The organism is Indolivaga capnocytophagoides DSM 22835, assembly GCF_000426485.1.
GTDB classification, from domain to species: domain Bacteria; phylum Bacteroidota; class Bacteroidia; order Bacteroidales; family Dysgonomonadaceae; genus Dysgonomonas_A; species Dysgonomonas_A capnocytophagoides.
Genome location: NZ_AUFL01000005.1, coordinates 1 through 14522, shown reverse-complemented (window position 1 = coordinate 14522; position 14522 = coordinate 1). Strand labels below are relative to the sequence as shown.

10 protein-coding genes and 1 tRNA gene are annotated in these 14522 nt (G+C 36.6%); 8 read left to right on the top strand and 3 right to left on the bottom strand.

The window, feature by feature from the left end; translation table 11 throughout:
* Positions 1 to 315: 315 nt before the first annotated feature.
* On the bottom strand, positions 316 to 1860 hold the full coding sequence (locus tag K322_RS0101780) for an alpha-N-arabinofuranosidase (RefSeq protein WP_026625317.1): 1545 nt from the start codon (positions 1858 to 1860) through the stop codon (positions 316 to 318).
* A gap of 368 nt (positions 1861 to 2228) precedes the next feature.
* Between K322_RS0101780 and gloA2 the strand changes: the two genes are divergently transcribed.
* The 5 genes from gloA2 (at position 2229) to dapA (ending at position 6924) form a co-directional block, all read left to right on the top strand.
* On the top strand, positions 2229 to 2615 hold the full coding sequence (gloA2, locus tag K322_RS0101775; protein ID WP_026625316.1) for an SMU1112c/YaeR family gloxylase I-like metalloprotein: 387 nt from the start codon (positions 2229 to 2231) through the stop codon (positions 2613 to 2615).
* Positions 2616 to 2691: 76 nt separating this feature from the next.
* The gene (locus K322_RS0101770; protein WP_026625315.1) at positions 2692 to 3306 is read left to right on the top strand and encodes a 4'-phosphopantetheinyl transferase family protein; all 615 of its coding nucleotides are present in this window, start codon (positions 2692 to 2694) and stop codon (positions 3304 to 3306) included.
* A gap of 119 nt (positions 3307 to 3425) precedes the next feature.
* Entirely contained in the window at positions 3426 to 5423 is a 1998-nt protein-coding gene (gene ligA, locus K322_RS0101765; RefSeq protein WP_026625314.1) for an NAD-dependent DNA ligase LigA, read from the top strand.
* Positions 5424 to 5430: 7 nt separating this feature from the next.
* Entirely contained in the window at positions 5431 to 5952 is a 522-nt protein-coding gene (locus K322_RS0101760; RefSeq protein WP_026625313.1) for a DUF6913 domain-containing protein, read from the top strand.
* Positions 5953 to 6030: 78 nt separating this feature from the next.
* Positions 6031 to 6924, top strand: a complete 894-nt coding sequence (dapA, locus tag K322_RS0101755) for a 4-hydroxy-tetrahydrodipicolinate synthase (RefSeq protein ID WP_026625312.1) — start codon at positions 6031 to 6033, stop codon at positions 6922 to 6924.
* A gap of 99 nt (positions 6925 to 7023) precedes the next feature.
* On the opposite strand, the gene K322_RS0101750 is transcribed toward dapA, so the two are convergent.
* On the bottom strand, positions 7024 to 10188 hold the full coding sequence (locus tag K322_RS0101750) for a TonB-dependent receptor (RefSeq protein ID WP_026625311.1): 3165 nt from the start codon (positions 10186 to 10188) through the stop codon (positions 7024 to 7026).
* Between the two features lie 677 nt (positions 10189 to 10865).
* On the opposite strand from K322_RS0101750, the gene gnd reads away from it, so the two are divergent.
* The 3 genes from gnd to K322_RS0101730 all read left to right on the top strand — a co-directional run bounded on the left by gnd (position 10866) and on the right by K322_RS0101730 (position 13875).
* A complete protein-coding gene (gnd, locus tag K322_RS0101745; protein ID WP_026625310.1) occupies positions 10866 to 12317 on the top strand; it encodes a decarboxylating NADP(+)-dependent phosphogluconate dehydrogenase in 1452 nt (483 codons plus the stop codon).
* Between the two features lie 178 nt (positions 12318 to 12495).
* Positions 12496 to 12569: transfer RNA gene (locus K322_RS0101735), tRNA-Arg, on the top strand.
* A 109-nt stretch (positions 12570 to 12678) separates the two neighbouring features.
* Complete coding sequence (locus K322_RS0101730) at positions 12679 to 13875, top strand: site-specific integrase (RefSeq protein ID WP_026625309.1); 1197 nt, start codon at positions 12679 to 12681, stop codon at positions 13873 to 13875.
* A gap of 431 nt (positions 13876 to 14306) precedes the next feature.
* Here the strand turns inward: K322_RS0101730 and K322_RS18310 are convergent.
* A partial coding sequence (locus K322_RS18310) for an ATP-binding protein (protein WP_035331106.1) occupies positions 14307 to 14522 on the bottom strand: 216 nt, incomplete at its 5' end.

Genomic DNA, 14522 nt, shown 5'->3' with positions numbered 1-14522 from the left:
TGCTTATTAATGAGTATTTATCGAAAAAGACAAAAATCAGTGATCAGTCAACAGTTATCAATTTTGAAAAAGGTAACAAAGGTTACACCCTTTGTGTACGCTTTGGGGTGTTACTTTTTCCTTTTGTAACCTTACCTGTTCGTGTCAGATAATTGCTCATAATTAAAAGGTAACAAAGGTTACTCTAAAATTACACTTTTTCGAATGACACCTTTTCCCCTTTCAATTGGTATTTGTTTCAGTGCTAGCTGATTTCTCTTAATTAATTCGTCCCTTTCCGTATAGATAAAAAGAGATAAAACAGATCTGATTCCTTTATTGTATTTCGAGAACAACAATAGATTTAGCCGGTAATTGAACGTTCAGTTTACCATTTACGATTTTTGCGCCGTTGAAAGTCTGGGGTTGTACCAGATTCGGGTTTTCGAAGGTGTTATGATCATGTATATCTTTTGAAGTAAGAATACGTCCGCTGACTTTGGATATCTTCGTATTTGATAAATCTATATTGACATTCTGAGAATTGGTCAGGTCTATATTCGCTAAAGTAATATGAGTCAGTCCGTCTTTTTTTGAAGCCGAAGCATTCACTAAAGATACATTCCGTCCTCTGATTTCTTTAGTTTGAGAGATAATGTCCAAAGGTAAATAGGTCGCATCCTGATGTACTCTATACATATCAAACACATGATATGTAGGGGTTAGGGTCATCTTATCGTCTTTGGTTAGTATCATTGATTGTAAAACATTAACAACCTGAGCAATATTAGCCATTTGTATACGGTCTCCGTATTTGTTGAAGGTGTTTAACGTTAGTGCTGCTACAAAAGCATCTCTCATTGTATTCTGCTGATAAAGAAATCCGGGATTGGTTCCGGGTTCGACTTCAAACCATGTACCCCATTCGTCCACCATCAGACCGACTTTTTTGTCTTTGTCGTATTTGTCCATGATAGACATATGTTTTTGTATGACTTCTTCTATTTCGAGCGATTTGCCTAGTGTCCAGTAGTAGTCTTCATCGGTAAAGTTGGTTGCAGACCCTTTTTGGTCCTTACCCCATCCTTTTACAGTATAATAATGAAGCGATAAGCCATTCATTTTATTACCTGCTTTTTTCATTAGTACATCTGTCCAGTTATAATCATAGTCGCTGGCACCGCTGCCTATTTTGAAAAGCTGGTTCCCGTCGAAGTTGCGGCAATATACAGCATATCTGCGGTACAGATCTGCATAATATTCAGGGAGCATATCGCCTCCGCATCCCCAGCTTTCGTTTCCGACACCAAGGTATTTTACTTTCCAAGGTTTTTCACGTCCGTTTTGACGGCGCAGATTTGCCATCGGGCTGTCTCCGTCAGATGTCATATATTCTACCCATTTGGCAAGTTCTTCAACTGTTCCGCTGCCGACATTGCCACTGATATAAGGTTCGCAATCTAATAATTCGCAAAGGTTAAGAAATTCGTGTGTGCCGAAGCTATTGTCTTCAACAGTGCCGCCCCAATTGTTGTTGACCATCTTCGGCCTTTTTTCACGAGGACCTATTCCGTCCATCCAGTGGTATTCATCTGCAAAACAGCCTCCAGGCCAGCGCAGGTTGGGTATTTGCAGCTTTTTTAAGGCTTCAAGCACATCTGTGCGATAACCTTTGGTGTTCGGTATCGGAGAGTTCTCCCCAACCCAAAGTCCGCCGTATATACACGACCCCAGATGCTCTGCAAAATGACCGTAAATGTGTTTGCTGATAACTTGATTTCCCTTTTCGGGATAGACACGGATCGAAACATCCGAATTCTGTGATGATGCTGAGAATGTAACTAACAAAATCGCATAAACTGTGGTAAGGATTTTTTTCATGTGTATTAATTAAGTGGTTAAGGTCTCAGACCTGTTTATTGACTAGACGAATGTAAAAGCATCAGATAATTATTTTGTTAAATATATCATTAAATACTTTCAGTTGCTTATAAGGATTCTGATCAAATGAAAGAGTCCCGAGCTCTGACACGAAGATATAATTAATTATTGTAAAACAAACACTAATTTCTGGTCAAAAATAGAGAAGATATAAGTCATTTTATTCAGAATGATGTATTTTTTGTTACATTCGTTTCTTTCAAAGAAGAATATTTAAGTAATATGAGGTATTTAATAATATGTTTTCAAGTTATAACGAACTCTGATTGTTATACTTGCCAAGGCTATAAATAGGTTTGCATCCTTAAATGAAATTACAAGGTATACACCATATCGCAATTATTTGTTCGGATTACTCCAAATCCAAACAATTTTATACAGATGTATTGGGCTTTAAAGTAGAAGCTGAATATTTTAGGGAAGAAAGAAATTCATATAAAACAGATTTGTCTCTGAACGCGATTTATCTGATCGAATTATTTTCTTTCCCCGATCCTCCCAAACGTTTGTCTTATCCCGAGGCCGCAGGCTTGAGGCATCTGGCTTTTGCCGTTGATGATATTAAAGATTCTGTGAGAGAACTGGATTCGAAAGGGATTCTTCACGAAGATATCAGAGTTGATGAATATACAGGTAAATCGTTTATTTTTTTCAGTGACCCCGATGGGTTACCGATTGAGATGTATGAGCGGTGAATTCGTTTTTAGGGTATCATCTCTTTTCGTATATTCGTGAGAGTAAACTACAAGGATGAGTTAAATTAAAATATTAATGCTGATTCATAAAGAAACAAATTCTAAATATATATTAGGGGTCTGGAAGATAACAGAATCCGCGGATACTCTATTATCTCAGCTTGAAAAAGAAGAGTCTGATACGCTGCGTCAGGAATATCATTCCGAAAGCCGTCTTCTCGAAATTGCTGCAACACGGGTATTATTGTCTCATATAATAGATCGTTCTGCAAAAATAGAATATCAGTCGAATGGTAAACCGTATCTCAGAGATTATCCTCTTAATATATCTATCAGTCATACAAAAGGATATGCAGCTGTTATTTTGTCGCATTCGGAGTATCTCGGTATAGATATAGAATATATATCTGATCGGGTAAAACGAATACGTTCCCGCTTTATTTCCGATAAGGAATTTATCGATTCCGAAAACGAAATAATCCATCTTTTACTCCATTGGTCGGCAAAAGAAACGATGTATAAGGCGTTAAGTATGGAAGGTGTTGAGTTGAAAAACGATTTTCTGATCAATTCATTTACACCTGCTGCATCAGGAGTTTTAACATCTCGTGAATTTTATACAGAGCGACAGCTTTGTTTTAATATTCAGTATTTTATTACGGACTATTATGTCCTCACATTTACGATATGAGAGAATCGCTTTGAATAGCAGAGCCTTTTTCTCCGTCTGTAAATAAAAAGGGCTGCAGACTTAATTCAAATTAATTCTTATTTTTGTATTCTATCAAAAAATATCAGAAACAGATACCCATGGAATCCATCGGACAGCATATTGAATCTTTGAGAGAAGAACTGAATCTACATAATTACAACTATTATGTATTGTCTACCCCAACTATTTCGGACTTTGAGTTCGATCAGAAAATGAAGGAGCTTACCCGACTTGAGGAGGCTCATCCTGAATTTGCCGATCCCAATTCTCCAAGTCAGCGTGTGGGCAGTGACTTAACCAAAAACTTCGTACAGATTCCCCATAAATATCCGATGTTGTCTTTAGGTAATACCTATTCGGAAGAAGAAGTAAAAGAATTTTTCGACCGTGTCAAAAAAGACCTGAACGACACATTCGAGATTGTCTGTGAATTGAAATACGATGGAGCATCTATTTCCCTTACATATATAAACGGGCGGCTGGTACAGGCTGTTACTCGTGGAGACGGGGTTAAAGGAGATGATATTACAGCCAACGTAAAAACCATTCGAAGTATTCCTTTGGTGCTGAGAGGGACGGATTATCCTGCTGAATTTGAGATTCGGGGTGAAATTCTTATGCCTTGGAAAGTTTTTGATGAATTGAATAAGGAGAGAGCAGAGCAGGAAGAACCGCTTTTTGCCAATCCTCGTAATGCTACATCTGGAACGTTGAAGTTGCAGGATCCTAAAATTGTAGCATCCAGAAAACTAGATGCTTATCTGTATTACATGCTGGGTGAGAATTTACCAACAGGAGGACATTACGAAAATTTGCAAAAGGCGAAAGAGTGGGGTTTTAAAATTTCCGATGCTACAAAAAAATGTACGACAATAGAAGAAGTTTTCGCTTTTATAAAATATTGGGATGTTGAGCGAAAAAATCTACCTGTTATAACCGATGGGATTGTATTAAAAGTAAATTCCCTCTTGCAACAGAAGAATTTAGGTTACACATCCAAATTTCCACGTTGGGCTATTGCCTATAAATTTCAGGCCGAACAAGAATTAACTGAATTGTTATCTGTGTCTTATCAGGTTGGACGTACCGGAACGGTAACACCGGTGGCTAATCTTCAGCCAGTTAAACTATCGGGTACTACTGTAAAAAGGGCGTCTCTTTACAATGCCGATTCGATTGAAGCTTTAGATCTGCATATCGGAGACATGGTTTATGTTGAAAAGGGTGGAGAGATTATTCCTAAGGTAACTAAAGTTGAAACCTCCCTCAGAAAACCCGGTAGCCTGAAGGTTGAGTTTATTCATGAATGTCCCGAATGTCATACACAACTGGTAAGAGATCAGGGCGAAGCTGCATTTTATTGCCCCAACTATATGGGATGCCCTCCTCAGATAAAAGGGCGGATTGAACATTATATAACCCGTAAGGCAATGGATATATCGGGAGGTTCGGAAACTGTAGAACATTTGTTCAATGCAGGACTTATCCGTAATGTTGCTGATTTATACACATTGAAGTGGGAAGACGTAGCGGTACTGGAACGTTGGGCTGAAAAGAGTGCGAAAAATCTGATTGACAGTATTGCAGATTCTAACAAAGTACCTTATTCACGGGTGTTATTTGGATTGGGGATCAGATATGTTGGTGAAACAGTCGCAAAAAAAATAGCAGTGGCTTTTCCGTCTATTGATTTACTGGAGCAGGCTACTGTAGAAGATTTGGTTCAGGTTGATGAGATAGGAGAACGGATTGCGCAGAGTGTAGTTGATTTTTTCCGTAAAGAAGAAAATATCGAAATAATTAATAAATTGAAGCTGTTCGGTATTCAGTTCGAACAAAAGCAAAATACATCCGTATCAGGTTCCGATAAATTAAAAGGGCTGACTATTGTTATCAGTGGGACTTTTGAGAAATATTCGAGAGACGAGTATAAAGGATTGATCGAATCGAACGGAGGGAAAAACAGCGGATCTATTTCTGCTAAAACAAATTATTTACTTGCCGGAGCCAATATGGGACCTGCGAAATTAGAGAAAGCCCAAAAATTAGGCGTTGCCATTCTCAATGAAGATGAATTTTTGAAAATGATAGAATAATCTGCTTATGTTTGAATACTTCATACAAAAGAGTATAGAATCGGAACTAAAGAATAATAAGCGTGAGCACCAATTTCTGAATTTCGATAAAATAAAGAATGTACTTATTCTTTTTGATATCAAAGATTGGGAAGAAGTGCAGTCTGTTGCCGCTGACCTGCAAGGAGCAGGTAAATTGGTATCTGCGTGGACTGTCTTGCCGAAAACATCGAAGGGTGAAATATTCGGTATAACATTACCCGAATGGGTGAAGACTGTAGATTTAAATAAAGATCTAAGCTGGATGAAGGCGATACGTTCCGGTGTATTTACCGAATTCGGGAATGAAAAATATGATACACTGATAGATTTATCTGCCGAAAAAGACAATTATTTGTTGTCTCTCCTTGTTCGAAATAAGAGTCGTTTTTGTATCGGAACATCTGAGGTGAAGTATAAGGTTTATGATTTTGTGTTTTATCGTGAAAATGATAAAACGCTAACGGAAGCATACGAACAGCTAAAAATTTATCTGGCTCAGATGCGGTAAGTTTAAATATTGATTAACTTTACCGTAATTTTCAAGAAACAGAAGAGTCAACAGCCAAACAAGACAAGAATATAATTTATGTCAAGAATAAATCTAAGAGGTGTAGGTGTTGCATTAATTACTCCGTTTAAGGACGATGAGAGTGTTGATTATGATGCTCTGACCAGACTTGTTGATTACCAGATTCAGAATAATACAGATTATCTTGTAATACTGGGGACAACAGCTGAAACTCCAACCCTTACAGAAGACGAAAAAAAGAATATTATCGAATTGGTTGTTAATCGGGTTAATGGGAAGATTCCTATTATACTCGGAGCCGGAGGTAATAATACGCGTGCTATAGTCGATTACCTGAGAAATGGCAATTTTGACGGAATAGATGCTATACTGTCAGTTGTTCCATACTATAATAAACCTTCGCAGGAGGGTATATATCAACATTATAAGGCTGTGTCCGAAGCATCTAAACTGCCTGTTATACTGTATAATGTTCCTGGAAGGACAGGCGTGAATATGTCTGCCGAAACAACCTTACGTATAGCAAATGAATTTAAGAATGTGGTTGCTATCAAAGAAGCATCCGGAGATATGACCCAGATGGATGATATAATAAAGCGTAAACCAGAATCATTTGATGTAATATCAGGCGATGACGGAATTACTTTTCCTCTTATTACATTAGGTGCAATAGGTGTTATATCAGTTATAGCCAATGCTTTTCCGAAAGAATTTAGCCGGATGACCCGCCTTGCTTTAGACGGAGATTATCAGAGTGCATTGACTATACATCATGGTTTTAGTGAATTGTTCAGTTTGCTTTTTATCGATGGTAATCCTGCCGGTGTAAAGTCCATGCTGAATATGATGGGATATATAGAGAATAAGTTAAGACTGCCTTTAGTTCCTACTCGTATCACCACTTTCGAGAAAATAAGATTAGTGCTGAATGAACTGAACATAAAATGCTGATCTTCATCTTTCTCTAAAAGCAGATTCTTTTAAAATTAAGATATAAAAAAGCCGATTACTTTAAGTAATCGGCTTTTACTGTTTAACTATATTAATTGATTAGAAAGTGTATTTCAAACCAAGTTGTCCTCTCCAGCGAGAATAATAATCGCTGTATGAACGCATGTTGTAGTCTCCATCATGTAAGAATTGGAATTGAGATGTGGAGCTATTATAAGTGATAGGGCTGTAATAAGTAGAAGAGCCTCCGGCAGCCGCATAGCGTCCCCATTTCTTATTAAGCATATTACCAACGTTCATAATATCGAATGAAAGCTCTATAGAGTGTACTGTACCAGCTGCGTTAAAGCTGAATTTTTGAGCCAAGTGGAAGTCGAAGTGATGTTCAAAATCTTCATTGTCTGCATAACGGTCAAAGTACTCTCCGCGGTGTTTACTTAAATAAGAATCTTTGGCGATCCATTCTTTCATTCCTGCTTTTTGAGCATCAACAGAATAAGCACTGGTAGCTAAAAATGGCATTTGATCTATTTGTGCATCTGTTGGGATAAAGATCAAGTCATTACCATTAGAACTGTCGCCATTTAGGTCTCCATTATAATATATTGAATAAGGAGCACCAGATGAGCCTGAATAGATAAGGCCAACAGTTGTTGTCCATCCTGATCCGTATGTTTTGTGGTAGAAGGCAGATGCATTGATTCTGTGAGGGAAATTGAATGCAGAAAATCCTAATTCCGGATCATTCGGATTGCTTCTTGTATAGTTGTAGTTCCAGTTTGACTGAGCTACAGAAGAAGTTCCGCTATTAAGTGATTTAGAACGTGTATAGGTATATGACGCCATCAGATCCAAACCGAAATCAAATTTCTTTTCACCTTTCAAAGATAAGTTATACGAGTAACCCTTACTGGTATTTGATAATGCATATATGTAAGCATAGTCTGTTCCGGTAGTTGTCCGTGAAAACATTGGGCGTTGATCAAAATCCAAACTGCTGATAGTTCCACCTAAAGTTTTACCATTAACGTCGTAGGCTTTGTTTTGATAAAGGATATCATTCAGTGTTTTAGAATATATAGCCTCTGCTGTCCAGTTGATGCCTCCCAATTCGAAGTCTAAACCTAAATTGAACCGTAGATTCTGAGAAAATTTGAAATCTTTATCAAATACATTGATTGTCTGAGCACCAGAAGCTGCCAGCTTGCTCGCATTTTCAGATTGCTTGTTAGGATCCAATATCAGAGATAGGTTTCCAGTTGAAGTTGTATTGTATGTCGATAACTGTATACCTGTGTTAGAGAAGTTATTGCTCAACCATACAAAAGGGATACGACCAGTGAAGATACCTGCTCCACCCCGAAGTACAAGTTTATTGTGACCATCAGCATTCCAACGGAATCCTGCGCGGGGCGAGAACATAGGTGTACTACTTAGTTTTTGATTTGTTTTGTAACCCCAACCCTGCTGTGTTGAATAATCGTTGAAACCTGCATTTTCAGCTGGAGTATCGAAAAACAAAGGAATATCCATGCGAAGACCTAAAGTAATATCTAGTTTATCTGATACATTCCATTTGTCTTGCGCATATAATCCCAATTGTCCGGCACCAAAAGATGCTTTCCATAGAGGATCACCTGTTACATCAACATTGGCTTGTCCATAACGATAACGATTGATCTTACCTGCAACAAAATCGTCAACGCTATTATAATAATAAGTTCCATATGCATCTTGAATAAACAAGTTTGCAAAATTGTAGAACTCATTATGTGTACCTAATGTGATGTTATGATTTCCTTTGTATATAGTAAGGTTATCTGTAAATGACCATATATCTTGATCAAGAGAATTAGCCATTGATGAACGTTCATTACCTATATTTAAAGTTCCGTTTCCTACATTGGAAATGCTTATCATAGGAAATGGATTTCCCGGATCACGTTGATCTCTTGCGCGAACATAAGATGCGCGGAATTCATTGCTTAAATTGTTTGATAAACGGCTTTGTAATTCTGCAACAAATGTATTTGTTTTAGATATAAAGTCATAGCTATAGTCAGAACTGTTGAGATTAGAAGCTGTACTGGTGCTATTTAATTGCTTTGCAGATACCAAGCTCCAACGGAAAGAGGCTTTATGTTTATCGTTGATATTCCAATCTAATTTTGCACTTGCTTTGTCTGATTTAGTATATACATCAGAATTACTGAAGCCTCCATTGTAAGTAACTCCTTGTTCTAGAGCCTTAGCTTGGATTATCGCTAAAATACTTTCAGCTAGTGCAGGAGTGATGCTTGATGCAGAAGCTCCCAGTCCATAGCCATTTGGATATGTTTTGCTTGCTTTTTCGTAATTTGTAAAGAAGAATAACTTGTTCTTAATGATAGGACCTCCAAAAGTAATACCTGTTTGATATTCTTTCTGCTTGTCATATTTTTCACTGTTGCTGCCATTCATCAGGGTGTATTTATTTCCTATCAGATTCTGATTGTTTCCATAACCATAAACAGATCCATGGAAATTATTAGTTCCCGATTTTGTGATGGCATTTATAGCGCCTCCTGTGAATCCTGATTGACGAACATCAAATGGAGCTATATTAACCTGTATTTGGTCAATCGTTTCCATTGATACCGGCTGGGTTCCGGCTTGTCCTCCATTCGATCCATTCGATGTTAACCCAAAAACATCATTATTCATAGCTCCATCAATCTGAAAGCTGTTATAACGGTTGTTAACACCAGCGAACGACATTGCTCCCGACGAACTTACACTTATCTGAGGGTTCAGTCTCAGAACATCTGCTATACCGTGAGTAATAGAAGGCATGTTATTTATTTGCGCAGCATTTATACTTGCTGCGGCTCCCGTTTTATTTGCATCTACACCGGATCTACCTAGTACTACAACTTCTTTTAGCTCTGTAGACTCCTTTAATTCTGTGGAAATGTTTGTGGCTTCTCCTAATTTTAGGACTAATTCAGAAAAGACCTTTGTTTCGTAGCCCACATAAGAGATTGTAACCTTGTAAGGACCTCCGGCACGCATTCCTTGAATTGTGTAGCGTCCGTCAGTATTGGTTACTCCACCGTATGAAGTACCGGAAGGAACGTGAAGAGCCTGGATTGTAGCCCCGATAATAACTTCATTGTTTACGTCAGTTACTTTACCACTCATTGACGAGGTCGTAACCTGTGCGTTAACAGTAATAGAAACCACTAACAAAATTAGTGATAAGTAATGACTGATTCTCTTTACCATAATTACCTGTTGATTAATATTATAATATATGCCTTAAAAAAACTTTAAATGCGATGCTAAATACTTATATTTTTTTTACAGATATATTGCATTTGCAATAAGCTTATGTGAAGAAATTATTTCATAATTGTTACGCTGATAGGTTCAGATGGGTAACATTAAATAAATTATCCACTTATTATCTGTTAACTCCACTCTTTTAAATAACCGAAAATCGAAACGAATCTTTTAAACACTGTAATAACACTTGTTCAATTTCTTTTTTTGCGTAAATCTATTATTTAGGCAGAAGCTATAACTCAATAATTAATAATAGAAAAACTTAAAATTATATCACTACTTTTATTAATGTCAATTTGAAATGCAAATATAGAATAAATTATCATAATGAAATAAAATAGATAGAATTACTTTTCAATTTAACATAAATAGGATGCTTTTCATCTCTTTAGGAAGCTTGTTCTGCTGGAGGGAAGTGTACAATGTATTATGTATCATGTAGATAGCGTGATGAGGAGATGATTGCTATAAGATAGTAATTGATATAAATAGTTTCTATCTATTATATTGGGCTTAAATTCAAAACTATTGATTAACTTTAGCAAATATTAAAAAATTAATGAAAACACATACTAAAACCGATTGTTCTAACAAATAATATATATCAATAATATAATATGAAAAAACTTGCGGATATAGGATTGATTGGTCTTGCCGTGATGGGTGAGAACCTAGTGTTAAATATGGAAAGTAAAGGCTATACCGTAGCTGTATATAACCGAACAGTGGAGAAAGTAGATGCTTTTGTCAATGGACGTGGAGCTGGAAAGAATTTTATCGGCACGCACTCTATTGAAGAACTTATCGCATCTCTTGAGCGTCCCCGAAAAGTGATGATGTTGGTTAAAGCTGGAAAGCCTGTTGACGATTTCATCGAATTGTTGTTACCTCATCTTGAAGAAGGTGATATTATTATAGATGGAGGAAACAGTCTATATACCGATACTAACCGTAGAGTAGCTTATGTAGAAAGCAAAGGGCTGTTATATGTAGGTACAGGTGTATCGGGTGGTGAAGAAGGTGCATTGAAAGGACCTTCAATGATGCCCGGAGGTTCTCCTGCTGCCTGGCCTTATGTAAAGGGCATATTCCAATCGATTGCCGCTAAAGTCGATGGTGAACCTTGTTGTGATTGGGTTGGCGAAGGTGGAGCCGGACACTTTGTGAAAATGGTGCACAATGGTATTGAGTATGGAGATATGCAAATCATAACAGAGGCATATCAATTAATGAAAGATTTATTGGGAATGAGTGCTGATGAACAACACGAAGTTTTCAAAAAATGGAATACTGAAGAGCTTAATTCATATTTAATAGAAATAACAGCAGATATTCTTGCATACAAAGATGAAAACGGAAATGCTCTAGTTGATTCTATCCTTGATACTGCCGGGCAAAAAGGAACAGGTAAATGGACTGTAGATTCGGCTTTAGAATTAGGTATACCGCTTACTCTAATTGCCGAATCGGTATTCTCTCGCTGCTTATCGGCTCAGAAAGAATTTCGAGTAGAAGTTTCGAAACAAATTACCGGAACTAAAGCAAACTTCAAAGGAGACAAACAGAAATTTGTTGACGATCTGAAAATGGCTTTGTATGGAGCTAAAATTATTTCGTATGCTCAGGGTTACAACCTGATGATGGAAGCTGCTAAAGAATACAAATGGAACCTTAATTATGGAGGTATCGCTCTTATGTGGAGAGGTGGCTGTATTATCCGTTCTGCATTCTTGGGAGATATCAAAAAAGCATTTGATAAGAATCCTAGCTTACCAAGCTTGATCCTTGATTCATTTTTCAAAGAGAAAATCGAACAAACTCAAGATGGTTGGAGACAAGTTATTGCACAAGCTGTACTTAATGGAGTGCCAGTGCCTGCATTGGCTGCTGCTCTTAATTATTTCGACGGATTACGTTCCGATAGATTGCCTGCGAACTTACTGCAAGCTCAAAGAGACTATTTCGGAGCTCATACTTATGAAAGAATTGATAAACCTCGCGGACAATTCTTCCATACAAATTGGACAGGTCACGGTGGAGACACAGCTTCTTCGACATATAATGTATAAGCAGTCGATATCATAGAATATAGAGCAGAGTAAATAAAAATTACTCTGCTTTTTTTATTTCTTAAATGCTGAGCTACTAATCATTTACAGTTATCAGGTTATTTTAATTCAAAAAAATACGCATCAACTCTTGCAAAATTAAAAAAAGCTCCGTACTTTTGCAACGCATTTAAGCAATGGCTTCGTAGCTCAACTGAATAGAGCATCTGACTACGGATCAGAAGGTTACAGGTTTGAATCCTGTCGAGGTCACTCCAAAAGCACTTATAAGAAATTATGAGTGCTTTTTTGTTGTGGATATGGGTGGTTTTGGTGATGGAATATGACAGATGTTTAAACCAAGGTTTAAACCGACAAAACAATGCAAACGACTGTGAATGTTGTATGTTACAAATCAAAAACTTTAGCAAACGGAGAACATCCATTAATGATTAGACTTTGTCAAGGTCGAAAGCTTAAATATTTAAGTCTTGGAATATCTATTTTACCACAATTTTGGGATTTTGACAAGAATAAACCACGAAGAAATTGTCCGAACAAAGAGTTAATAAACAATCTAATTACAGAGAAGACAAAAGAGTTTTCTAATCAAATTATAGAATTCAAATCTGAAAGCAAAGATTTTACAGTAACTAAACTTGTTGAAGTTGTAGTAGGAGGAAACAGTATTCAGACTGTATCTGATTTCTTACATTCCGAAATAGATAGACTTTACAATGAGGGGAGATTAAAATATGCATCGACATTTAAGGAATTAAGAGCTTCATTGTTAGAATTTAATAAGCATCTTGACGTATATTTTTCAGATATTGATATTAATTGGTTGAAACAATATGAATCATTTCTTAGAAATAAAGGTTTAGGTGATAATTCAATCGGAGTACGCTTTAGAACTTTTAGGGTGTTATACAATCGTGCTATTACAGAAAATATTGTTAAAGCAGACTATTACCCATTTAGAATATATAAAGTCTCTAAGCTCAAAAAAGAGACTGTTAAACGCTCTATTACAAAGACAGATGTTGAACAGATTATAAATTATAAAGTAGACAGAGAATATACACAATTAGCAATCGATTTATTTTATTTCTCTTATTTATCTGGAGGAATCAACTTTGTTGATATGGCTTATCTTACAAGAGATAATATTATTGATACTAGGCTTGTATATACTAGAAAGAAAACGAAGAAGCTTATAAAGTTACCTATTCAAGATAAGGCATTATTTATAGTAGAAAAGTACCATTCGGACAATGCGTACCTGTTTCCAATCCTTTCTGCATTTCATAAAACAGCTCAGCAGAAAGCTAATCGAGTGAATAAGGTTTTACGAATAATCAATAAGAGTTTAAAAGAGATAGGTGAAGAGTTGGAACTACCGATTGATATTACAACCTATGTTGCAAGGCACACATACGCAACTGTATTAAAACGCTCTGGAGTGAATACTTCTATAATTTCTGAATCACTAGGTCATAGTTCCGAAAAGATCACTCAAATCTACTTAGACAGCTTTGAAAATAGTCAGATTGATGAAGCAATGAAGAATTTGTTGTAGGCATTGGGGCAGTTTATCGACTGCCCTATTTTTTTAGACAACATATATTTTTCTTTTAAAAGATGTATTCAATATGTCCTATGGCTAAATTTTCATAGCTATTATACATCACTTTAATTTGATTTAATGTTACTTTTGTTATAATTCTAAAAATAATACAAGATAAAGCGTTATGACAGAACAAAACATATTCGACAACAAGGATATAACCGCCAATAGCAAACAAATTACCATTTTGAAAAAACATTTTCCTAACTGTTTCGACAAAGAAGGCAAATTCTTAATTGATTCTTTTAAGAAAATTCTAAAAGGTGATAATTGGAAAATCCAGTGAGCGTTGCCCCCTCGTGCCAAATCTAAATTGCCCCCTGAAAAAACTTTATAATTACCCCTAAAATATCCTGGTCGATGGGGTCATTTTTATTTCAGATTTACTTGTTTTTACCTACCTTCATTTTTCTCACACTCTCACCGGTGAGTTCTATCAGATGTGCCGAGTGCACGATGCGGTCAAGAATGGCATCAGCGACTGTTGGCTCTCCTATTGCATCATACCAGTTGGCAACCGGTAATTGTGAAGTCACAATGATAGATTTTCGCTCATGACGATCCTCGATGATGTCAAGCAGTATTGAACGTTCTTTAGC